Origin of the sequence: Loktanella gaetbuli, from assembly GCF_020531945.1 — a bacterium.
GTDB classification, from domain to species: domain Bacteria; phylum Pseudomonadota; class Alphaproteobacteria; order Rhodobacterales; family Rhodobacteraceae; genus Loktanella; species Loktanella gaetbuli.
In genome coordinates, this window is sequence record NZ_JAJATZ010000003.1 from 112,365 (window position 1) to 133,829 (window position 21,465).

Genomic DNA, 21,465 nt, shown 5'->3' on the forward strand with positions numbered 1-21,465 from the left:
GGGGTCCGGGGCAGCGCCCCGGTCCGGCATCCGCCACTAAACGTAGCGGTTCACAATGTTTTCCAACCGTTCCTGCCCACCTGATACCGGCTGGGGGTCAATCTGACCTGCCTCGGCATAGGCAGCGACGCTCTCCAGCGTTGCGGTTTCAGACAGGTGGTCCGCGCTGTCCCATCCAGCGTAGCGGGCGCGGCGTGGTGCCTCAAGTGCATCATCGGCAATCATGGCGGCCGCGGCCTTCAGCCCCCGGGCGCAAATATCCATCCCGCCTACATGCGCTGCAATCAAATCCTCTGCGTCGATGGATTGGCGGCGCAGCTTGGCGTCGAAATTCGTCCCGCCTGTGGTGAATCCGCCAGCGCGCAACACCTCGTAATAGGCAAGCGCGGCCTCCGGCGCATTGTTGGGGAACTGGTCCGTGTCCCAGCCGGATTGATAGTCGTTGCGGTTCATGTCGATCGACCCGAACACGCCCAAGGCACGCGCCATCGCCAGTTCATGCTCGAACGAATGGCCGGCAAGGATCGCATGTCCCTGTTCGACGTTCACCTTGACCTCGTTTTCCAGACCGAACCGCTGGAGAAACCCGTAAACCGTGGCGACGTCGTAGTCATATTGATGCTTGGTCGGTTCCTGCGGCTTTGGCTCGATCAGGATCGCGCCCGTGAATCCGATCTTGTGCTTGTATTCGACGACCATCTGCAAAAACCGCCCCATCTGCGCCAGCTCTCGGTCCAGATCGGTGTTCAGCAGTGTCTCATAGCCCTCGCGCCCGCCCCACAGCACGTAGTTCTCGCCACCCAGACGATGGGTCACATCCATGCAGGTTTTGACCGTGCTGGCGCAATAGGCAAAGACATCGGGGTCGGGGTTCGTGCTGGCTCCGCTCATGTAGCGGCGGTGGCTGAACATATTGGCCGTTCCCCATAGCAGCTGGGTGCCGCCTTCCATCTTGGGGGCGACGTAGTCCGCCATTTCATTCAGACGATCCGCACTCTCTTGCAGCGACGCACCCTCTGGCCGGATGTCGTGATCGTGAAAACAATAATACGGCACACCGAGGATCTCGAACATCTCGAATGCGGCATCGGCCTTCAGCTTGGCCAACTCCATGCTGTCGGCAGGAAACCAGGGTCTGTCGAACGTCCGGCCCCCAAACGGGTCGCCGCCTTCCCAGACAAAGTTGTGCCAATAGGCAACGGCAAAGCGCAGGTGGTCGCGCATGGTTTTGCCCAGAATGACCTCGTCGGGGTTATAGTGCCTGAACGCCAGCGGATTGGTGCTTTCAGGTCCCTCATAGGTGACGGGGGCAATACCTTTGAAATAGTCGGTCATGAGAGGCTTTCCTTGATGATAATACTAAGAGGGATTTCGCCGCGCGCGGGCGGCACGGTTTGTTTGTCTGCCATGTCGCGCATCAGGCGCACGGCGCGGGTGACTGCGCGGCCCGGATCCTGGTCGATCACCAGGTCAATCAGGCCATCGCGCAGACCCTCGCGGGTGGCATCGGTCGATTCATGTGCAATGGTGACGGGCCGAAATGCCGAATTGGCGCGGCGCAGCGCGGCAACCAGACCCGCATTCCCAGCACCGATCGCGTATATGCCGACGGGTGACATTGCATCCAACGTGCGCGCCACGAGATCAGCGATGCGCGCTGCGTCATCGAAACCCTCGACGACGGGCAGTAGCGTCAATCCTGCAAAATCATTTTGCAGAACCTGCCGGAATCCCAGCAAGCGCTGCGCATGGTCGCGTGCAGCAAGCGACCCTGCAATCACAAGCACAGACCCGACCGGTTCTCGAATAAGCCGCCCCATGAACTGCCCGGCCATCCGGCCCGCCACCTCATTGTTCGGCCCGACATAGATATCGCGGGCCTCGGCCTGCACGTCCGCCACAAGCGACACGATGCGGACCCCCGCCGCGCGCAAGCGCGTCAACTCGGCCCTGACCTGTGGCACATCGCTGACGATGACGGCGGCACAATCGGTTGTTTCAGGGTCGATCTGACGCAGGGATGCGACCTGTGACACGGGATCAAATGTTTTTGATGATCGTATGTCAATATGAACCCGATCCTTGCGGTTCAGGTCGGATTCTCGCGCGATCTCAGCAATCAGCTTGCGCACGAACGCCGATTGCCCCGCAGGCAAGAGAAATACGAATCGATAGCCGTTGCCACGGGACAGGTTGGCCGCGAACTGGTCCTTTACATAACCAGTTCTTACGACCGCATCATGCACCTTTTTGACAGATTTCGCAGCAACGCCACCGCGATTGTTCAGAACGCGATCAACAGTCGCAAGGCTGACCTGCGCCGTTCTTGCGACATCGTGAATCGTTGCTCTGGCCATTGGCGCCCCCCTGATCAGACCCTAGGCCTAAAAATGAGGAACGCCAATCATTTTTTTATGCAGGCGCATTTTCCGACAAAGAGCTTTCAGCCCAGAGGTTGATCGCCTTGTCGCCTGCGCGTGCGTCGATCTCGGCCAACTCATCATCCGTAAATGTCAGATTTGCCGCCGCCCCCGCGCAGTCGACGATCTGGCTGGACTTGCTGGCACCGATCAAAGCTGTCGTGATGCCCTCGTTGCGCAACACCCATGCAATCGCCATCTGCGCGAGCGTCTGACCCCGGGCCTCTGCCAGTTCGTTCAATGCACGCACGCTGTCCAGCGCGTCTTCGGTGATCAGATCGGGTGACAGCGATTTGTCCTGCGCCGCGCGACTGTCATCGGGGATGCCGCCCAGATATTTCTTGGTCAACATACCTTGTGCCAGCGGGGTAAACGCAATCGATCCCACACCCAGATCGGCCAGAGTCTCTTTCAACCCATCGGTTTCCACCCAACGGTTAAAGATGTTGTAGCTGGGCTGATGGATCAGCAACGGCACACCTTCGTCGGCAAGCAATGCAGCAGCCTCACGCGTCTTTTCAGTGTTGTAGCTGCTGATCCCGGCATACAGCGCGCGACCCGATTTCACGATATCGGCCAATGCGCCCATCGTTTCCTCAAGCGGCGTTTCCGGGTCAAACCGGTGCGAATAGAAGATGTCGACGTAATCCAGCCCCATCCGGTCCAGCGACTGGTCACAGGACGCCATCAGGTATTTGCGGCTGCCCCAGTTTCCGTAGGGACCGGGCCACATGTCGTAGCCCGCCTTGGAACTGATGATCAGCTCGTCCCGCAGGCCTGCGAAGTCGGTCGCGAGGATTTCACCGAACGCTTCTTCGGCGCTGCCCGCAGGCGGGCCATAGTTATTGGCCAAGTCGAAATGGGTGATGCCATGGTCGAACGCCGTGCGGCACATGTCGCGTTTGACTTCGTGCGGGGTGTCCCCGCCGAAATTGTGCCAAAGCCCAAGGCTGATCGCCGGAAGCTTGAGGCCAGACCGACCACAGCGGCGGTAAGGCATGCGGTCGTAGCGGTCCGAGGCGGGCAAATATGTCATAAGGGGTCTCCTGTCAGGGTTGCGGCGCAGAGGCCGTCTGCTGCGGACAAGGTGGTGCCCACAACAAGCGTGTCCAATCATCTGAACGAATAGACGGCCCGCCGAAATGATAAAAATGGCTGAAAGACAGAGTCTTAAACCTTTGCTTCACCATCGGACACTAGAACGGCAACAGCCAACGCGGGAACGTCATGAAACTTGATCCGGATCAGAATGCGGCTTTTGCCGCGCGGCAAGAGCTTGAACGCCGTGGCGTTCTGGATGCGCTGTTCGATATGGGACCTGCTGCGATCATCGTGGCAGATGGCAAAACGCAGCAAGTGATCGCCGGAAATTCACAGGCGCTTGCGTTTTTCGGGTTTGACCTGCGGCAGTTGCGTAAACGTCGCCTGGCCGACCTGACGCCTGAAATCCGATCGCACCGGACCGTTGCACTGTTGAACCGGCTGCGGACCTGTCCCGGACGCTCCCGGCAAGTCCGTCTGAAAACGAATGAACAACGCGAATACCTTGTCCGGGCTGTGTGCATCAACGCCGGCAAGCCGACACTGATCGCGGTCATCACCGATGAAACGGCGCAGGCGCATTACCGTGACCGCGTGCAACAGGCAGAATCGCAACTGACGACAGCCATCAATGCCCTGGCCGACGGTTTCGTCTACTATGACAACGAAGACAAGCTGGTCATCTGCAACGACAATTATCGCGCCATCTACCCCAAGAGCGCGCATCGCATGACCGAAGGAACGACGTTTCGCGAAATCTTGCAGGCCGGATTGGATGCCGGGGAATACGTTGACGCCATCGGCCGAGAGGAGGAGTGGCTGGAACAACGGCTCAGTGCGTACAGCCGTGAAAACAGCATGGTGGAACAGCAACTGTCCACCGGCCGCTGGCTGCGGGTCGAGGAACGCAGAACGCCTGGCGGCGGGCGTGTGGGTCTGAGGATCGACATCACGGAACTGAAACACCAGCAGGCCCGGCTGGAACGCATGATGCTGACGGATGAACTGACAGGCCTGCGCAACCGGCGGAAACTGCTGGATGACATCCGCAACTGGGGTGCCAGTTTGGATCCGCAAACAGGCCTGGGCATCATCCACCTCGACATCAGACGTTTCAAACAGGTGAACGCGATTTACGGCTATGACGCTGGCGACCGATTGTTGCGACAGGTCGCAGCTTTCCTGCAAGACGCCGCCCGGACACATGGTCTGGCGGCCAGGATCGGTGGCAATGAATTCCTCTTTGCCAGGGAGATCACCCTCAATGACCCCAAGCTGGAAGAGTTGGCCGAACAATTGTGCCGCGGCATGTCGAATCCCGTCATCTGTGACGGTCAACGTGTCGGCTGTGCCGTTGCCGCCGGGGTGGCCATTCTGGACCCGCGCGAACCGCAAGATGAGAGCATCTCGATCCTCGGGGCCGCAGAAATGGCGCTGACCGACGCCAAGCAGTCCGGCAGGTCAGTTGCGTTCTTTCGGCCGCGTATGCGCGCTCAGGCGCTCAGCGATGGTGGACTTACCCGGGATCTGCAGGACGCCGTCGCCCGCGATGAATTCGAGGCCTTCTTTCAGCCGCAGGTCGACGCCGTCACACATTGCTGTTTTGGATTCGAGGCGCTTTTGCGGTGGCGGCATCCACAAAAGGGTGTCCTTGCCGCCAATGCTTTTTTAGGGATCGCGCAGCGCGCGGGACTGACCGAAGCGCTTGATACCATCGTATTGGAACAGACCTGCAAGGCATTGACCCACCTTGACCGGATCGGGCGCAGCGATTTGACGATCAGCGTGAATCTGTCTGCCAATCAGGTCGCGGACCCGAAACTTCTGCCCCACATTCTCAATGTTCTCAATCGGCATGGCGTTGCACGACATCGCATCAGGCTGGAACTACTTGAATCGACACTGCTGGACGAACGCACGTCACACTACCTCAGCAATATCGAAAACCTGGTCAAAGCCGGCTTCGTGATGGAGCTTGATGATTTTGGAACGGGCCATGCCGCAATCGCTTCGTTGCGCAAATTCAAGGTCAACCAGATCAAGATCGACCGAAGTTTTGTCCAGAATCTGGATCTGGACCTGCAACTTCAGGCGCTGACAGGTGCGATCATCGGCCTCGCCGATCGTCTTGGGGTCGGCATTCTGGCCGAAGGTGTCGAAACCCCGGCAGAGCAGGATTGTCTGATCAGAATGGGGTGCACGCGCGCCCAGGGCTGGCTTTATGAAAAAGCGCTCCCGCTGGACCAACTTTCCACTTTTCTTTCAAGGTTTGAGGCAAGCAAAGCTTGATCAGCTCCGGATCAGGGTTTGTCCCAATTCCAGGCGGGGCGTCATGGTCATGATTTTTCCCGGCTCCCCCTGCCCCGCGATCCGCGCCTTGATCATGCGTGCGGCCTCCATCCCGATCTCGCGGCGGCAGGCATCCATCGTGGCCAATTTACGCGGCAAACCATCCAGCAGCTCGACTCCGTTGAAACCGGCCAAACCGATTTTGCCTGGCACATCGACACCTTTTTCCAGCAAATACAGCAACCCGCCCGCACCAATCATGTCATTGGAATAATACAGAAAATCCAGATCAGGATGGCGATCCAGGATCGCTTGCGTCATCTCGCGCCCTTTCACCAGGGCCGATCCGCCAGCATAGAATTCCTGGCCCTCGATTTCGATGCCTGCCTTGGCCAACGTCCGGGTGAAACCTTCGAAACGTTTCCGGGCCCGGTGATCCAGGGGCATCTGCGTACCCAAAAAACCGATCCGGCGATAACCCGCGCGCAGGATCGCTTCTGCCATTTCGTGCCCCGCGCGGCGGTGCGAAATGCCCACGCAGGAATCAATCGGTGCACCATCCACATCCATGATTTCAACGACCGGTATCGCCGCCTGCGCAAGCATCGCGCGCGATGCGTCGGAATGCTCCAGCCCTGCAATGATCAGGCCTGCCGGTCGCCATGACAGCATCTCGAACAAGACCTGCTCTTCTTTTTCGGGGCGGTATCCGGTGACGCCAACGACCGGTTGAAGAACACTTTCATCCAGTTCATCAGAAATCCCCGACAGGACTTCGGGAAACACCATGTTCTTGAGAGAAGGGATGATCACGGCAACCAGATTGACATGACTTGATGCGAGGGATCCAGCAATCCGGTTCGGCACGTATCCCAGCAACTTCGCCGCTTCCTGCACCTTGGCACGCGTCGCGGCGCTAACGTCACCCTTGTTGCGCAACACTCGGCTGACCGTCATTTCGCTGACCCCCGATGCCTCAGATACATCGCGAAGGGTCATCGGGCGGCGCGGTGGAATGCTCACAGTCGAAATCCTGATATAGTCACCATTTCTATTTACAGCCTGCCCCGACCGTTGTCCAAGCGAACCATCGCAACCGTTGACCAACCCCACTTTTCGCGGCAATGACAACGCAAGGCCCCGTGGCTCAACTGGATAGAGCAGCCCCCTCCTAAGGGGCAGGTTGCAGGTTCGAACCCTGCCGGGGTCACCAGAATTTACCTATAAAATATAGGTATTTCGTGTCCTGAGTCTAAACCTCTCGATAGCAGCCTTGTAGAAAATTGCAGGAACATTCGGACCAAATCAGAGCATCCCCGTACAAATCCCGTACAGCATGTTCTTGCTTTGATCTCAAATTGGCTTGCGGCGATACAAGCTTGAGAGCAAAGATGATGCTTCCAGAATTGGTTTCTCGATGTCCCGCCGCACCCCGAACGCCCGCGCCCGCGCAGCCCTTACCCACGCCGTGATCATCAAGATTGCCGTCCCGTCTGACGGTCTTGGTCAGCAGATCCATGAATGGACGGTTTGGCTTAATGAACACGCGCCAGGCTGGGCATCGTGCGAAGTTCAGTCCCTGGGGCGGGACGTCGCCGGATTTGCATTCCGGGATCCGCAGCACGCCGTCGATTTTCTCTCAGCACATCCGGCCGCAGAACTTGCCAATGCGTGATGCGACCGGATGTGCTGGCGCGCCTAGTCGCTGGACACATCATCGCGGCGGCTCGATGCCAGCCGACCGCCCAAGGCGTCAGCCGCCGAATTCAGAATATCCGTGGCACGTGGATCGTTCATCTCGATCGCGCGGGCATGTAGAAACGTGATCGCTTCTTTCAGTCCGCGCCGTCGGCCATCCTCGTACTGACGAGATCGGCCACCTTCCGTCAGCTCGCCGTCGATCATCAAACCGCCCCCTTGAATCGTGACGCAGGCACACCGGCGTCCTGCGTCGCAGCCGTGGTGGAGATTGACCTTGCTCCGGTAGGTTACACCACGGCCTGAAAATCCAGGTTAGCGCAGATCTAGCCGCGCGCAACTCAAGGTCAGTTCGCAACGGCCGATCAGCTTGGAAGCCTCGAATTTGTAAGGTAGAGACCATGCACTGGCAAATAGCCAGCTGCACCGAGGCTTTACTTCGACAAATGCGTAGATTCCTTTTTTATGTATTCCTGTTCGCCACCGGAACTATCTACGGAATATCTGTAATCGCATTTCAGGTTTTTCCGTATGATCTGATGAAGCGCGCCAAAGATTTTGCGTTCGGCACGCCGACAGCGGAAGCTATCGACCCGTCTCTTCACGGGCACATTGAACGGTTCATCGATACGTCTGGTCGCAGTATCCGCATATTTCAGCCAACGTCCCGCGATTGTATCTTTGCGGTCTATGGCCAGTCCAATGCGGCGAACTCAGGGCAGTTTGGCTACGCATCTGGACCAGGCATATTTCAGTTTTTTGAGGGCGATATCTACGACTACGTCGATCCTGCCCTCGGCGGAACAAGGACATCGGGCAGCGTTTGGGGTCGTGTGGGTGACATACTTATCGATGATGGTGCCTGTGATCAGGTAGTTTTCGCCGTCACAGCAGCTGGCGATCAGACAATATCCGAGCTTTCGACGGGATCACAATTTGATTTCTTCACCACAACCTATTCTGAACTCCAAAATTCGTTCGGGCACGTCGATGCGATTCTCATTCACCAAGGCGAGTCGAACAATGCCAATCGGCAAAAATCATCTGATCAGACAGCTACCTACCGCGAACAGTTTATAGACTTTCTAGACAACACCCGAAATGCTGATGCCGCAGCCCCCATGCTACTCGCGCGAGCTAGTTTCTGCGGCCACCGTGCAGATGAGACATTGGTGGAACAGCAGAATGCCATCATCAGTCTCCGAAAGGACGTAGAAGCTGGTCCAAATTCCGATCTGCTTTTTGCCCCGCAATACCGCTTACCGGACGGCTGCCATTTTTCTGCCGAAGGCTTGGATCAGCTTGCTCAAATGTGGGCCAATGCAATTCAGCTGCAGCTAAATCGACGCTGATAACTGGCCTGAAACGATAGGGAAGGCACAGCCCTACAAACGGAAAAAGCCCCCGCCGCCAATGAAGGCGACGGGGGCATGATGGGCCTGCGTTGGGCAAGGTTCATCGTCGGATGTTGGGACGATCCGGCACGAACCAGGCGAGCAGCAGACTGAACCCGGCCGCCAAGGCCGCACCCTCCAGTGTGGTCATGTTTTCTCCGACCAGAACCGTTGGCACAATCTGGGGCCACACCTCGGACACAGCGGATCACTAGCCCAATGACCATTGCGAGGTCAGAAAGGAAACTGCATTTTGACAACTTTTAGAGCCCAACATAGGATACCCAACATCTTAGTGAAGTGAGAAAAATGGAAATAGAAATCGACCCACCAGAACCGCGCCGACAGACCTATTTTCACGTCGCACCGTTGCTGCTCGGTCCTGGCAGCGTCATTTGCCCAGGTAACTGGGGTCGTATAATTAAGATGTATCAGCCAAATTCGGGCAGTTATGCTGTCGCGTTTAGAGAACGAGTTCTGGAGGACGTTAGGGCCGTAGAGTTCCCAGACAAGCCAAGCCGGCTAAGTGCTTGTTTCGTGCTACCATCCCTTAGTGACGCACTTAAATACAGAGACCACCCGGAACGTCGAGCGTCTCTTATATATGAAGTTGAGTTCATAAGCGAACCGCCGGTTATACACTTCGGTGATTGGACTATGTCGCTACCTGAGGGAGATTCGGCCTACTTTGACGGGATGTCCAAGTTTGCCCAAGAATACTGGTCCGGAAAATCGATTGGACGGCCCGAGATTTTAGCACCAGTTCCAATACGGATTTTGCGATGTATGGATGATGGATTTCTGAATCTACCCGGGCTAGAGGCTGACATCGAATCCTGACCTTCTGTATCCTAGGTGCCATTTTTGATCCGAAGCGACCCGCTCAAAACGAGCGTGCATTTGGTCAGATCGAATGAAGCAGATTCCTTAGCATCACGAAAGTTTTTTTGTTAGCACTGTAGGGTCTCGGCACGCTGGCTTCCCAATTCAGTGAGTAATTCTGGATCCTTTATCCCGCAGAACGCAAAGATGCCCCCGCCGCCGATGAAGGCGACGGGGGCATGATGGGCCTGCGTGGGGCAAGGTTCATCGTCGGATGTTGGGACGATCCGGCACAAACCAGGCGAAAAACAGACTGATACCGGCCGCCAGGGCCGCACCCACCAGAGTGGTCATGTTTTCGCCAGCCAGAACCGTTGGCGCGATCTGCGGCCACACCTCAGACACAGCGGGCTGAATAAGCGGGTTGAGCAGGATCGTGCCTCCTGCCATCGTCAGGGACTTGTTCGTCGGCATCTTGGTCGGTTGAACTGTCGTCATGGTGAGGCCCTCCTTAGGCTTCGTTGGTAGAAAGACTTGCCGTCGAAACGGCCTTGAGGTTTTCGTCGCCGCGCCAGTCTTCGGGGCCGCGGCATTCCAGCAGGCGCGACCGAGCGATGCGCGTGACGTTCACGCTGTCCGATTGATTGCCGCCGAGAATGTGCAAGGTGTCCTTGTCGCCGCCGACGACAAAACCGACATGGCCGTTCCAGCTGCGCGTCGGATGCGTGCGCCAGAACACGGCAATGGCCCCGAAGCTGATCGGAACCTTCACGCCAAATTCGCGCCACGCCCGCGCGCCCAGGCGATTGAAGTCCTGCGGTTCATCAGGCGCGCCGGTTGCCATGCAATGCGCGACAAACAGACCGCACCACGGCACGTCGTCGCCGGGATACCACTGATCAAGGCCCTCCGCCCAATCCATGATGATCGGGCTGTTGCCAGATCCGGCGACCTCGCGCGTGCCGAGCAAACGCTTTGCCTCGGTCAGCCACGCCGGTTCGCCGGTCGCGGGTTTGGGCTTGGGCACCGGTTTCGCGCTTGGCGAAAACATGCGCTCCAACGTCAGTGATCCGATGTAATCGCGCGCCAACAGGCCGTTGTTCGCCTTGAAGTCGATCACGGCATTGCTGGTTCCCGGCCCGTCGACGCCATCGACGTTCAGGCGGTAATACCCGAGCACCTTGAGGCGGCCCTGAACGGCCCGCATCAGTTCGTTTTGCATCTTCATGGGGTATCTCCACGGCTTGAAGCCCCGCAGGCGGGGCGTTGATTGCGGGGTGTGGGGCGACCGTGGCCGCCCCGCACGGGTTAGGCTTCCGACAGCTTCTGCCGCAGCAGGTAGCCTTCAAATGCCCAGATCTTTTGTCGCGCATTCTCGCGGGCAATCTTGCGGCCAATCTCCCGGTCAAAGTTGCTAGGCGAGGCTGCAGCGCTCTCTCCGGTTACAGTGAAGCCGTTGCGCAGCGTCAGGCAGCACACGGTCAGAGTGGTGCCGTCGAACACATGATACGCCTCGCTGGTGATCGTGGCGTCGATCTTGTCGGGTGTCAGGCGCGGGGCATTCAGGCCCTTGGCTTGGATTTCGGCTTCAATTGCGGTTTCGCTTTCGCTGGCCATGTCAGGTCTCCATGCGATGTGCCGGTTGACGCTCCGGCAGGCGATGCCCCTTTGCGGGGAATGGCTTGAAACCCCGCGTGCGGGGCGTTGATGCGATCGGTGTTGGGCGGTATGGTGGCGGGGTGAGCGCGGCGGCACGGATGGACGTGCAGTGAGGCAGCGAAGCGGGTTTTAGGCATGGCTGTGACGAGAGGGGTCGCTACCCTCGGGACTTCTTCCTTAACCCAAGCCGGTATCAAGCCCGGCCCGCGCTCACATTCCCTTACTGCTCGTGGGGCACGGCGATGATGGTCACGTCGTCACTCCAACGAGGATGAACGCCATGGCCCGCCTGCAAAGTGGTTGATCTGCCGGTCCGGCCCAAACGGGCAATCCTTGTGGGCGGCGAAAATATCCCACCACACGGGTTCTGGACGCGCACCCTCGATCGGCAGTGGCTCCCGCACCGTCAGGGACCACGGGCCCCACGCTTGCGCCTCCGGCATCGGTGGGCGGTTGCCCGGCTGGCGGATCGTGTCCTCGACAGTCGTATCGACGCGGACACGTTCGCGGCTTCCATCATCGAAAGTGATGTAACCCGTCAGCCAATCGAAATCGCATTGCACCTTTACCATGTCACCCATCGACACGATGCGATCAGGCAATGCGATCTGCTGCGTCACGGTCACGGCACGAAAGGGCGTCATCGCAAATACATCGCGCACGATCCTTTCCTGTTGCAGACGCCCGATCAATTCGGGCCATGCGCTATAGGCTAGGATTGCCACACAGATCAGGACCAGTGATCGGCTGCGGTGCAGCGCACATATGAGGTTATTCATTGCGTCCACCGAAGCGCTTTTGGATCAACGCCTTAATAAACTCGCGGTCAGAGAATATCGCGGTCCCGACGTCCAGCGCCAGCTGGGCAAACGCCATGATCAGGACCGCCGCAATGACCTCGGAGCCGCGGACATATGGGGCAACCTCATGCGAGCCCCCGACGGCCAATAGTCCGGCCGTCAGGGCTTTTGCGAACCGCATCATGATTGGGTCGTTCTCCGCTGACCGCGTTGCCACGTAGATCAGCATACCGGCAACGATGCACCAGAACTCAATTGGCTTATTCATGGTGGCCACCCCTCTTGGCCAGCCATCAGCTCGCCGAGACGCCCGTCGTCGCAGCAGCAATCGCAAAATCATGCCAGACGCCCCGTTGCAAATCGGTTAGCTCCTCGCCGCAGACAAACACGGCATGAACCCGTTCTGGCATCGTAAAATTCGAGAACGGACCGCCGAAATAGGGGGCCTCGAACACATTTCGTCCGTCACTGATATTCATCATGAAAGACTTGCCACCTGTCAGTGCTGTTGCTGCCTCGCCACGGTTGGCAATCGGTGTCTGGACGTTGTCGATATAGACTTCACGCAACGTACCGCCTCCCGATGAGGTTAGGGCCTCATTCGAGCTTCCTACGGTTGCAGCAAACGCCCAACGTGTGCCCGACGAGACATAAATCATCGGTATGACATTCCGGCCCGAATAACCGTATGACATGCCCATTGTCAGGCTCGGTCCGGTGATTGCAAAATCTGTATTCATTCGATCATCGACTGCATCGAACTCCCAATACATTGCTCCGCCATCCTGCCGCAAAATAGGACGGCTTGTATCGGAACCATTGCGCGTCGCCGAGTTCATGTTGCCTGAATGCTCTGTCCAGTAGCCGACAGGATCGCCAACCGCTGCCGGTGTACTTGCAGCAACATCTTGGAAGTCCCCGTGACCGGCCGCCCATAGACGAAACGACGACGGCATGACCGCGACAACATCCGCGATCGTGTTGTTGCCGCGGACCAGTGACTCGCCGACGGGGGACAATCTGTGGAGATCGTAGATGCCCGATCCAAAGCCAAGATCACGCAGATCAACGGGTGGCGTGGCAGATACGATCTGCCTTTCAGATGTCTTACGGTTTGTAACGAGAAAATCTGCCATGCTCTTATCCTTGGATGTTGTTGCGGGCGTCATCGAGCGCGCGAACATAGCGCCGCCCGAGCAAATCGCGCCCCTGCTGGTTAAAGTGAACATTATCGGAAGTGACCCCAGCACCGACCGAAGAGACGAATGCCGTGTGCGGCACTCTGTTAGGTAGATCGGCGATGATGGCGTTCGTCGCACCGTAATTTGGACTTACTTGGGACAGCTGGCCCGCGATGAAGGGGGTGGTTTCGTCAGCATCGACGATATCGATGCGGATTTGCTGAATCATCGCGTCCAGTGCGCTCTGAAAATTGGGATTGAGACGATCGTCCTCGCCTTGATGCCAAAGTATGCCACCGAAAATGACGGTACGGTCAGGATTTGCAGCACGAAGCGCCGTCATCGCCGAATTGACCCTTTGCACGGCCTCTTCGTAATGAATGTCGCCGGGGTTCCAAGAATTATCTTCGAACCCTGTGCCCCCGTAGGCAACTTGTGCGAGCGCCAAGTTTGCACCGGGGTGAACCCGGACAAAGTCCTTGGCAAACTGCAGGCCATAGGTGACCCAATTCGAGAATACGCCAATCTGTGCTGGTACAATGGTGCCCGCATTATCTTTGACCATCAGGATACCGTCGGGATAGTCGGCGCCCACATAGTCATTCTTAGATGACCCAACGCCCAGAGCATTCGATTGTCCGGCAATCAGGTACAAAACGAGGTGGCCAACGCCATAGGCAAGCGACCGATGTTCACGCACGAGAACCTCGATAGGCGTGGTGACTTGCGTATCTATATTGCGGCCTGTGACGTCGACAGCGTAGACGCCGGGCGTCGATGGAGTGTTGAACAGCAGCTGTGCATCATCGACCGTGAAGAGAGCAGCATCCAGACCACCTGAAATCGACCAGAGGGCAGGACCCGACGCCGTGAGGAAACCCGCACTCATAGTATCGATATCGGCGATGTAGAAGGTTTGATCCAGGGTAAAGAACCCAGGATAGCCGGTGATGATGCTGCCCTCTATGATGGGTGCAGAAGGCGCGACCGGCGCTGATTTCACCAAACCTTCTGTGATGTCCCAATCGGGCACCGTGACACGGATATCCTGCAACGGCAGCGCCTCCTGCAGACCCGCCATCTGAGCCTCGAGCTGTGCGACCCGCGCCTCGAACGTGCCAACCAGTTCAAAGACGCCGGCGTTCGTTTGCAGGACGATCCAGTCGATCGGATCGGTGCCCATCGTCGTGATTGAGGAATAGGTGACGTAGCTGAAACCCACCTGCGTCGAACCACTCGCCACGTTCACAACGCTATTGGTCACATCCTCCGGGGCATCAAAGTCATCTGCGCGTGCGTGCGGCCCAGCGTCGTTAAAAATGAACACACCGTTTTCCGAGGCATTCGACTGCGCCCGGCGCAGATACCGATCGCCATTGACTAGCGTCACGCCATCGACTGGATTGATGTCTCCGGTGGTTGCAACGTCGGCTGTCGTCGCTGCCACAACTGGACCGCCCGCGACCGCGCGAACGCCGTTGCGAACCAATGATGCAGCGCTGTTCGCTTGATCAGTCGCGGCGCGCGCATCGGCAATGACCTGCGAGATGTTGCCCGGCTCAAGGCCGTGAACATCAGTGACATTAGTCGTCCGCAGGGTATCGATCCCCGTGACCCCGTCATCGCCAAAAGTCTGCACGAAAAACAAACCGTAGACAGCGCCAGCCGCGGGCGTCACGACCCCCGCGACAGGCAACTGGGACACACGGACCGACACCTCACGCAGGCCCGCGGCCTGTGTGAGGTCGGAAATCACAAAGAGATCGGCGTTTCGGCTGATCTCGGATTTTGCCGCATCCAACCAAACGACGCCAAATTTCACAGCGTGGTTGTTGGCGTCGGCGGGGTCCGACAGGCGCAAGACGCGCAGTGTCCCTTCCCAAACATCCGAGCCGATCGCGAAGGGCTCCAACTGGCCAAAGGTGGCCGCCCCAGTCACCGACCACACCCGGCCAAGGCTGGCGACACTGGCTACGACTCCGACGTTCAGCGGAGCCTTATCCCTGCCCGAGCCTGACAACGCCGTTGAAAATGCGTCTGGATTGTCCCCTGGCCGGTCGGATGCAGAAATGGCCAGATTCGAGATACGAGCGTTTGCCTTACCTGCAAGCGCTTCTGCCATGGCGGTTGAGATCGGCTTGTCTGCGTCGCTGGTGTTGTCGACTTGGGATAGGCCAAGAATCTCTAGCACCTCAGAAGGCGTTTTTGTCGTCGTCATGGATGAGTTCCTTTAGGTGACAGTGACCGTGATGGGGCCAGCATCTGTATCGCTTTGGATGTTGCTGACGTTGATCGACCGGGCGGTATAGGTGAAGGTTCCCGGTCCTGTTTCGTCCTGGAAAACAACAGGGGTGCTTGGATTGGCCGAAGTCTCCGCGACCTGTACCCCGTCGCGGAAGAGCCTGGTTCGGTAAAGACTGTCACTCGTGGATGTCGTAAAAGTCACCCGAACAAAGCCGATCATTGCCTCAGTCGCCATCACGCCTTCAGCAGAAAGGTTGGTCGGCGGTGCAGGTGGTGTGCCATCAGCTGTTGCGATGACATTGGTGAAAACGATCGGATCTGAAACCTGGTCGTCGCGCGTGCGATAGGTCAGCACTATGTCGTAGCCCGCACCCTCATTAAGGCCCGTGATCTGCGCAAGTGTTGCCCGGTCAGTCAGCGTGACCTCTTGAAACGCCGTAGTGCCAGTTGGCGCATAGATCACACGCGGATACAGCGATGGTTCTGGGCGATCGTCCCAGCTTATCGAAACTCCGGCGGCAAAGCTGTTGTTGGACGCCCTGATGCCCGCGCCCTGGGCTGATGCATTTGTCGGAGATGGGACAGTCTGTGGCGGAGAAATGTCAGGAATGTCCAGGACGTCATCTTCGGGATCCGGCGTTTCGTCCGGCTGTCCGTAGGATGCGAGGCTCAAGGTGAGACTCAGCGTGCTGGGGTCAAGATCGAAACCCGTCACGCGCCACTTGTAGGACGGAAACCCAGCCAAATCGACTGAAACGAATTCTTCGTACATCGCTGGAAGTCCAGAGGGTTTAAGGCGCAAGGTCAGCAGCGCCTCTGGATTGTCGATCTCCATCTGGCGACGTGCGACGCGCCTGGCCTGGTGTGCGGATGGGCACATGGTAAGATCCAGCTCCGGGCCTGTGATGACCTGGCCTTCGTCTGCGACCCTTGAATTTGAAACGTAGCGACCTGTCGTCTCTTGGTAGCCTTTTGCAGGCTCAGTGAACACGTAGGGGACTTCGTTGTAGCGTGCCAATGCATTGGGCCCGGTCGTCCATTCGACGACCTCGAGTATGTCCGCCATTGTAATCGTCACCGATGGAGCACGCGACTTGGGTGAAAAGATGCCGAGCTTGCCAGACGGCAGCAGCCGCACCGATGCACCACTTGCCGAGGTCATCCGACGCAAGGTGTTGCGCGGGCTGTCCATCAGCGAATAGGCACCCCAGATCCGCCCACGATCCTCACTATTCCCACCACCGATCGATACGTTTTGCTCGAAGTCATTGGCCGCCTGCGAAAATGCCGCGACATCGACGTAACCCTGCAGACCAAATCCATCAGACCGTTCGATGAAGTCCGAGATCACATAGGCAGCGTTGTCGCTGTAGGCCCTTGTGCCCGTACCGGGGTGTCTGGTCTTCGTCCCCTTCACGACAATCTCGATATCTGGCTCGCGGTTGGGGTAGACCCGGTTGAAGTCCTCAGGACCGACGCTCTTTGCGGCAACCAGCGTCGTGCAGATCCCATCGAGCCGATGAGAGCTGTCGTATGAAGACCATCGCGTTTCGATTGCGTCATAGTTCGATGACGGATCATTGCCGACCCTATCATAGATGTAGATCAGCCGCTGACCGTCCAGGGTGTACTGCGCGTCAGTGACCAAGCTATTGCCATCTAGATAGACACGCTTCTTGTCGAGGTAGTAGGCCACAATCTCTTGTACGGGACCCTCGCAGTGCGCGACGACCCGATAATAACGGCCACTGCGCGACCTGAAAAAGGTGACGACACCACCAAGCCGCGCTTGACCATAGACGCGGATCCGTGGTGCGGTCGGCTGCTTGGTCGTGATCTTGATATTGGCCGGGCGCGTTTCGGGCACCGCCTGCGAAAACAGTGCTGTCTGAGCTGCTGACAGCAGCAATGCAGATCCAACCGAAACGCCCACCCCCAGCAGGGTTAGGCCCCCCGTTGCCGTGATCAATGCAGCAGAACCGCCCGCGGCGAAAATCGACGGAGCGATGAACGCTAGTGCTTGGGGCATACTGACCACCTGTCTAGAATTTCAAACCTGGCGGGACTGGTGACACCGGCGCGTGCTTTCAGCCAAAGACGGTGATCTGCAATGATGCCAGCGATGGTCTGGCCATTCACGCGAGCAACAGCGACACCATCCCCAGTTCCGCGTGGAAATTGTGACATCAATGACCTGGACAGGGTCAAAAGGCCGCCGGCCCGCATCTGAACGCGCCGACAGGCGAATGCCGTACTGTACGTGCCACGCAACGACGATGCGGGATCGACGCCAGTCACCTGAGCGACATATCCAGCCGCCCACATCGCGCAATCGTTTTGACCCCAGATCCAAGGCAATGATCCCGTCGCCGCAACGTATGCCGCCGCCGTTACCATTCCGTCCACCTGACGGTCGTATTCAACACCTCGGTGATATAGCGCAGCCCCCTATCACTTGGGTGTCGCAGACGCTGGTCGCGGTCTGTGTAGCGACCGTTCGGGGCCATCCTCTCGCGCGCGAGAACACTTTCAGCAGTCAATGTGATCTGTGCCGAACCGAGACGCCACGACGATGATGCCCGGTCCATAAGTGACACATTCAGTGCGGACGGAATGCCGACAGGACGCGGGCGACCGTGAACGTCCAGGTCACCCTTGTCGATGATTTGAAGCCACAGCTTGACCGGCCGATTCACATATTCGGATCGATCGCCCATGAGCGCCGGGATATCGCCCGGACTGACGGCCTCGCCGCTGACCTCCTTTGGAACACTCAAGGTGTACTTGATCGCGCCCGGAATACTGTCGTCATCAACACTGATTGATGAGACACCGACCAAAGCCCCATAACCGAGCCAAGTTCGACCCCAGAGCGGATCGATGAACCGACCCATCATGTTCGTGATATACTTGGTGCCGGACGCGAACTGAAATTCGGCCAGCAAGATCGCACCGACGCTTTCCCGGCTTAGGGCCGACGTGACAGCCGCCGCATTAGGCTGGTTGTCTAGAAAAATGCTCATCGGTCGAATGCCTCGACGACATCCAAAAGAAAGACCCCGCCCTTTTGGCCAAACTGATGCGCGCGCTCTGCTGCCTTATCGTCGGCCAGACGTACACGGATTGTCGGATCTCGCACATCCAGTCTTTGTCCAGCAGCAATGGTAGCACGCAGCGGCGGCGAGAATTTGATCGCGCCACTGTTTACGAACTGTACCCTGTACATGAAGTCGTTGTGTGAAAAGACCGCGCCGGGGATCAGCAAATCGGTGTCGACGCCCGCACCCTGGATGATCGTTGCACCTTCGGGCGCACTGGTCGCAACTGTTGGATTGGGATTTGGGTCAAGGATGATCGCATCCCCAGACGTCGTGTCGTAGACTGCCTGCCCTCCCTCAAAAACAAAATGAACCGCGCCATCGGTCGAACCCTCCGGGACCGGCGAATTTGGGTCATTCAGCGCGATGGTGAATGTGTTGGAAGGCCCATCCAGCGCATCCAGAAATGCGAGAAATGCCCCCCACGTCGCTCGCCGCTGCCAAGCTTTCGACACAGCGTAGGTAGCCGCCCAATATCGGCTCTCGTTACTCACAAACTGCTGCCGCCCGTCCAGCCCCCGTCCAGAGGTTGTTGTATTCGTGACGAGCCGCCACTGGGTCTGCGCTGCAAGCCTCAGACCGCTCGGAACAGAAACATTCACCATATCAACGGCTCCGCGCGCGACTGTCCGCCATGCGGGCATTATTTTCACGTACGACCTCGACCGCGATGCCGGCCGCACGCTGATCGACCTGTTCAAGCGTGATGCCGTCTGGCACCATCAATCGCAGCGTAACGACGCCCTGCGCGTTCGGCGCATTTCGTGTGTGGTCGATTACCGTTTCATTGGGATGCAGCATGGCCATGAAGCCACCTTTGCCATCCATGCCGCCCGATCGCGCACCTCCGCCGGTATAACCACCACCAGCGAAGGACGGCAGGCCGAGAACCGGACTACCCACTGCGCCAATCCCCAACAGACCGCTGACAGCCGAACCGATGCCAGCACTGGAAAAAAGGTTGGTGCCCAACGTCGTGAGGGTCATTTGTGCCAGCTGCCCCAGAACCTGGCTGAGGGCAGACCGAAAACCCTCAGCTCCTTCTGTCAGGGAGGCAAACAACTGCCCCCCCATGCCGTCGATCTGACCCGCTTGGGAACCAACATCCTTGAGTTGGTCGCCAACATCCTTCAACGGATCCAACGCGATCGCGGCATTATCCGAAATACCCAAGCCCAAACCAGCCATCGTGTCGGCACCGATTTGATGGAATTCCCGAGAAGGCGATCTGATGCTGAGGATATCCTTAATCCCGCCAATCATGTCGCTGCCGATGGATCGAACGCGCGCAACCGCCGCATCGTACTTTTCATTTATGCCATCGATCAGGCCTTGGATGATGTCACGGCCAGACTGGATCATTGCCGCGGGCCACGTGGCCACCTCAGCCTTGATCGCCGTCCAGCCATCCTGAAAGGCCTGCGACACAAGCGGAAATTGACTGTTAAACCAATCCGGCAGCCCAGCCCAAACGGAATAGATCATCACGGCCGGGGTAAACTGGGCTTTGAAAATGCCGGCAATGGTGGACCAGCCGACAGATACGCCAGCACGAACCTCATCCCAACGCGCGCTGAACCAAGATGAAATACCATCCCAGTGCTGATAGATCAGTCCAGCGGCGGTATAGTTCAGGAAGATCGATTTGATCATGTCCCATCCCGCCGCAGCACCGGACGAAATCTGCCCCCACAGATTGACAAAGAATGCGCTGATCGGCTCCCAATTCCGCCAGATCAGATAGGCACCGCCAGCAATCAGGCCGATTGCTGCGAAAATCGGGTTCGCCATGAGGACAGCACCCATCGCCGACAAACCGGACACCAACCCGCCAAGTCCCATGGTCATCGTCCCCAGCACCAAAAGTACCGGACCCGCAGCAGCTGCAAGGCCGCCAAAAATCACGATGTTCTTCTTGACCTCTGGATCCAGCTGACCAAACCAATCGACTGCCGATTTCACCGTTTCCACCAAGGGCGTCAGAAACGGGACGATCTGCTCTCCAAGCTGCTCTTTCACATCGCCTATTGCGTTGCTGAGCTGCGACCATTGCCCGAGGGGCGTGCGCGCAGCAGCCGCAGCTTGCCCCCCGAATTGGGTTTCCAGCTCGCTCAAAATCAAGCTTTGTGCCGCGGCAACATCCCCGGTCTCGACCAACGACTTGATGACGTTTTTCTGATCCTCCGAGAACTGCACACCGGTACGACTCAGCGCCGAAAGACCCGCGACAGGATCGTTCAATGCCTTTCCGACCAAGACGGATGCAGATTTGAGATCCATCTTCATGAGCGTGGCCATATCCAGCACATTGGCCTGCGCGCGGTCGAAAACATCACCCGAGACCTGCGTGAACGTCAGCAGTGGAGCCGTGACGTTTTGGAGGATGTCTTCGTCTCCATAGGTCGTCATCGCCTGAAGCCCGCTTGCTGCGCGAAACAGCTCGTCCGCCGTCTTTCCCGCAGCCCCGCCGGTCGACGCGACGACCTGCTCAACAGCAGCCTGCGCCTTAATCTGCGTATCGTAGAGCTGGATTGATTGCTTCGCCATCAGGCCCATCGGGGCAGTCACGCCAGCCGTCATGCCGACCCCGATGTTGCGCATCGTGCGACCAGCACGGTTGGCGTAATCACGCACGTCAGCCAGCACGCCTTTCACACCTGTCAGCTGAGAACGGACCTGTGCCATAGCGGCGGCAGTGCGCTGGTCAGCCGTGATCGAAAAGCGCAACTGATCAAGCATTGCGGCGGTCCTCTTCAAGGTTTTCGAGAAATGCAACGGCCAGCGTAAAGTCGGCCACGGTCATCTGTCGCACTTCGTGT

The 21,465-nt window shown here is 58.0% G+C and carries 21 protein-coding genes and 1 tRNA gene; 5 read left to right on the forward strand and 17 right to left on the reverse strand.

Annotated elements, in window-relative coordinates; translation table 11 throughout:
* Positions 1–36: 36 nt before the first annotated feature.
* From xylA to mgrA, 3 genes are read right to left on the reverse strand one after another with little or no spacing between them, the layout of a single operon-like run.
* A complete protein-coding gene (gene xylA / locus LGQ03_RS07085; RefSeq protein ID WP_226747832.1) occupies positions 37–1,335 on the reverse strand; it encodes a xylose isomerase in 1,299 nt (432 codons plus the stop codon).
* A complete protein-coding gene (locus LGQ03_RS07090; RefSeq protein WP_226747833.1) occupies positions 1,332–2,357 on the reverse strand; it encodes a LacI family DNA-binding transcriptional regulator in 1,026 nt (341 codons plus the stop codon). The genes xylA and LGQ03_RS07090 overlap by 4 nt, the downstream gene beginning before the upstream one ends.
* A 55-nt stretch (positions 2,358–2,412) precedes the next feature.
* Complete coding sequence (gene mgrA, locus LGQ03_RS07095; RefSeq protein ID WP_226747834.1) at positions 2,413–3,456, reverse strand: L-glyceraldehyde 3-phosphate reductase; 1,044 nt, start codon at positions 3,454–3,456, stop codon at positions 2,413–2,415.
* Between the two features lie 191 nt (positions 3,457–3,647).
* On the opposite strand from mgrA, the gene LGQ03_RS07100 reads away from it, so the two are divergent.
* Positions 3,648–5,750 carry a putative bifunctional diguanylate cyclase/phosphodiesterase gene (locus LGQ03_RS07100; RefSeq protein ID WP_226747835.1) on the forward strand — a complete coding sequence of 701 codons (2,103 nt, stop codon included), beginning with the start codon at positions 3,648–3,650 and terminating at the stop codon, positions 5,748–5,750.
* Here the strand turns inward: LGQ03_RS07100 and LGQ03_RS07105 are convergent, their stop codons facing one another.
* Complete coding sequence (locus LGQ03_RS07105) at positions 5,751–6,749, reverse strand: LacI family DNA-binding transcriptional regulator (RefSeq protein ID WP_226748183.1); 999 nt, start codon at positions 6,747–6,749, stop codon at positions 5,751–5,753.
* Between the two features lie 137 nt (positions 6,750–6,886).
* Here LGQ03_RS07105 and LGQ03_RS07110 point away from each other — a divergent pair.
* Positions 6,887–6,963: transfer RNA gene (locus LGQ03_RS07110), tRNA-Arg, on the forward strand.
* 204 nt (positions 6,964–7,167) lie between these two features.
* Positions 7,168–7,425, forward strand: coding sequence for a hypothetical protein (locus LGQ03_RS07115; protein WP_226747836.1), 258 nt, complete (start codon positions 7,168–7,170; stop codon positions 7,423–7,425).
* 23 nt (positions 7,426–7,448) lie between these two features.
* On the opposite strand, the gene LGQ03_RS07120 is transcribed toward LGQ03_RS07115, so the two are convergent.
* Positions 7,449–7,655, reverse strand: a complete 207-nt coding sequence (locus LGQ03_RS07120; protein ID WP_226747837.1) for a hypothetical protein — start codon at positions 7,653–7,655, stop codon at positions 7,449–7,451.
* A gap of 194 nt (positions 7,656–7,849) precedes the next feature.
* Here LGQ03_RS07120 and LGQ03_RS07125 point away from each other — a divergent pair, with 194 nt between their 5' ends.
* The gene (locus LGQ03_RS07125; RefSeq protein ID WP_226747838.1) at positions 7,850–8,800 is read left to right on the forward strand and encodes a sialate O-acetylesterase; all 951 of its coding nucleotides are present in this window, start codon (positions 7,850–7,852) and stop codon (positions 8,798–8,800) included.
* Between the two features lie 468 nt (positions 8,801–9,268).
* On the forward strand, positions 9,269–9,682 hold the full coding sequence (locus LGQ03_RS16775; protein ID WP_226748184.1) for a DUF2441 domain-containing protein: 414 nt from the start codon (positions 9,269–9,271) through the stop codon (positions 9,680–9,682).
* Between the two features lie 246 nt (positions 9,683–9,928).
* Here LGQ03_RS16775 and LGQ03_RS07135 read toward each other — a convergent pair whose 3' ends face one another.
* The 12 genes from LGQ03_RS07135 to LGQ03_RS07185 all read right to left on the reverse strand — a co-directional run bounded on the left by LGQ03_RS07135 (position 9,929) and on the right by LGQ03_RS07185 (position 21,385).
* The gene (locus LGQ03_RS07135) at positions 9,929–10,162 is read right to left on the reverse strand and encodes a hypothetical protein (RefSeq protein WP_226747839.1); all 234 of its coding nucleotides are present in this window, start codon (positions 10,160–10,162) and stop codon (positions 9,929–9,931) included.
* A 13-nt stretch (positions 10,163–10,175) separates the two neighbouring features.
* Positions 10,176–10,892, reverse strand: a complete 717-nt coding sequence (locus tag LGQ03_RS07140; protein WP_226747840.1) for an NlpC/P60 family protein — start codon at positions 10,890–10,892, stop codon at positions 10,176–10,178.
* A gap of 80 nt (positions 10,893–10,972) precedes the next feature.
* The gene (locus LGQ03_RS07145; RefSeq protein WP_226747841.1) at positions 10,973–11,281 is read right to left on the reverse strand and encodes a Gp49 family protein; all 309 of its coding nucleotides are present in this window, start codon (positions 11,279–11,281) and stop codon (positions 10,973–10,975) included.
* A gap of 299 nt (positions 11,282–11,580) precedes the next feature.
* Positions 11,581–12,102 (reverse strand): hypothetical protein, encoded by a 522-nt coding sequence (locus LGQ03_RS07150; protein WP_226747842.1) that lies wholly within the window; start codon positions 12,100–12,102, stop codon positions 11,581–11,583.
* Positions 12,095–12,391: a hypothetical protein gene (locus LGQ03_RS07155; protein WP_226747843.1), complete on the reverse strand. Its 297-nt coding sequence runs from the start codon at positions 12,389–12,391 to the stop codon at positions 12,095–12,097. The genes LGQ03_RS07150 and LGQ03_RS07155 overlap by 8 nt, the downstream gene beginning before the upstream one ends.
* Before the next feature lie 25 nt (positions 12,392–12,416).
* Positions 12,417–13,259 (reverse strand): hypothetical protein, encoded by an 843-nt coding sequence (locus LGQ03_RS07160; RefSeq protein WP_226747844.1) that lies wholly within the window; start codon positions 13,257–13,259, stop codon positions 12,417–12,419.
* A 4-nt stretch (positions 13,260–13,263) separates the two neighbouring features.
* On the reverse strand, positions 13,264–15,522 hold the full coding sequence (locus LGQ03_RS07165; RefSeq protein ID WP_226747845.1) for a sialate O-acetylesterase: 2,259 nt from the start codon (positions 15,520–15,522) through the stop codon (positions 13,264–13,266).
* 12 nt (positions 15,523–15,534) lie between these two features.
* Entirely contained in the window at positions 15,535–17,577 is a 2,043-nt protein-coding gene (locus tag LGQ03_RS07170; protein WP_226747846.1) for a phage tail protein, read from the reverse strand.
* Complete coding sequence (locus LGQ03_RS16780; protein ID WP_404807597.1) at positions 17,562–17,945, reverse strand: DUF6950 family protein; 384 nt, start codon at positions 17,943–17,945, stop codon at positions 17,562–17,564. The genes LGQ03_RS07170 and LGQ03_RS16780 overlap by 16 nt, the downstream gene beginning before the upstream one ends.
* Entirely contained in the window at positions 17,939–18,571 is a 633-nt protein-coding gene (locus tag LGQ03_RS07175) for a hypothetical protein (protein WP_226747847.1), read from the reverse strand. Before LGQ03_RS07175 ends, LGQ03_RS16780 begins: the two co-directional genes overlap by 7 nt.
* A complete protein-coding gene (locus tag LGQ03_RS07180; protein WP_226747848.1) occupies positions 18,568–19,251 on the reverse strand; it encodes a hypothetical protein in 684 nt (227 codons plus the stop codon). The genes LGQ03_RS07175 and LGQ03_RS07180 overlap by 4 nt, the downstream gene beginning before the upstream one ends.
* A gap of 1 nt (position 19,252) precedes the next feature.
* A complete protein-coding gene (locus LGQ03_RS07185; RefSeq protein ID WP_226747849.1) occupies positions 19,253–21,385 on the reverse strand; it encodes a phage tail tape measure protein in 2,133 nt (710 codons plus the stop codon).
* Between the last annotated feature and the right edge of the window lie 80 nt (positions 21,386–21,465).

Excerpts from the sequence above, each read along its gene's own strand:
- LGQ03_RS07145 (WP_226747841.1), bottom strand. The coding sequence starts at position 11,281 with ATGGCCAGCGAAAGCGAAACCGCAATTGAAGCCGAAATCCAAGCCAAG.
- LGQ03_RS07165 (WP_226747845.1), bottom strand. The coding sequence starts at position 15,522 with ATGACGACGACAAAAACGCCTTCTGAGGTGCTAGAGATTCTTGGCCTA.
- LGQ03_RS07135 (WP_226747839.1), bottom strand. The coding sequence starts at position 10,162 with ATGACGACAGTTCAACCGACCAAGATGCCGACGAACAAGTCCCTGACG.
- LGQ03_RS07155 (WP_226747843.1), bottom strand. The coding sequence starts at position 12,391 with ATGAATAAGCCAATTGAGTTCTGGTGCATCGTTGCCGGTATGCTGATC.
- LGQ03_RS07125 (WP_226747838.1), top strand. The coding sequence starts at position 7,850 with ATGCACTGGCAAATAGCCAGCTGCACCGAGGCTTTACTTCGACAAATG.
- LGQ03_RS07160 (WP_226747844.1), bottom strand. The coding sequence starts at position 13,259 with ATGGCAGATTTTCTCGTTACAAACCGTAAGACATCTGAAAGGCAGATC.
- LGQ03_RS07175 (WP_226747847.1), bottom strand. The coding sequence starts at position 18,571 with ATGAGCATTTTTCTAGACAACCAGCCTAATGCGGCGGCTGTCACGTCG.
- LGQ03_RS07115 (WP_226747836.1), top strand. The coding sequence starts at position 7,168 with ATGTCCCGCCGCACCCCGAACGCCCGCGCCCGCGCAGCCCTTACCCAC.
- LGQ03_RS07100 (WP_226747835.1), top strand. The coding sequence starts at position 3,648 with ATGAAACTTGATCCGGATCAGAATGCGGCTTTTGCCGCGCGGCAAGAG.
- mgrA (WP_226747834.1), bottom strand. The coding sequence starts at position 3,456 with ATGACATATTTGCCCGCCTCGGACCGCTACGACCGCATGCCTTACCGC.
- LGQ03_RS16780 (WP_404807597.1), bottom strand. The coding sequence starts at position 17,945 with ATGGTAACGGCGGCGGCATACGTTGCGGCGACGGGATCATTGCCTTGG.
- LGQ03_RS07150 (WP_226747842.1), bottom strand. The coding sequence starts at position 12,102 with ATGAATAACCTCATATGTGCGCTGCACCGCAGCCGATCACTGGTCCTG.
- LGQ03_RS07180 (WP_226747848.1), bottom strand. The coding sequence starts at position 19,251 with ATGGTGAATGTTTCTGTTCCGAGCGGTCTGAGGCTTGCAGCGCAGACC.
- LGQ03_RS07120 (WP_226747837.1), bottom strand. The coding sequence starts at position 7,655 with ATGATCGACGGCGAGCTGACGGAAGGTGGCCGATCTCGTCAGTACGAG.
- LGQ03_RS07140 (WP_226747840.1), bottom strand. The coding sequence starts at position 10,892 with ATGAAGATGCAAAACGAACTGATGCGGGCCGTTCAGGGCCGCCTCAAG.
- LGQ03_RS07170 (WP_226747846.1), bottom strand. The coding sequence starts at position 17,577 with ATGCCCCAAGCACTAGCGTTCATCGCTCCGTCGATTTTCGCCGCGGGC.
- LGQ03_RS07105 (WP_226748183.1), bottom strand. The coding sequence starts at position 6,749 with ATGACCCTTCGCGATGTATCTGAGGCATCGGGGGTCAGCGAAATGACG.
- LGQ03_RS07185 (WP_226747849.1), bottom strand. The coding sequence starts at position 21,385 with ATGCTTGATCAGTTGCGCTTTTCGATCACGGCTGACCAGCGCACTGCC.
- xylA (WP_226747832.1), bottom strand. The coding sequence starts at position 1,335 with ATGACCGACTATTTCAAAGGTATTGCCCCCGTCACCTATGAGGGACCT.
- LGQ03_RS16775 (WP_226748184.1), top strand. The coding sequence starts at position 9,269 with ATGTATCAGCCAAATTCGGGCAGTTATGCTGTCGCGTTTAGAGAACGA.
- LGQ03_RS07090 (WP_226747833.1), bottom strand. The coding sequence starts at position 2,357 with ATGGCCAGAGCAACGATTCACGATGTCGCAAGAACGGCGCAGGTCAGC.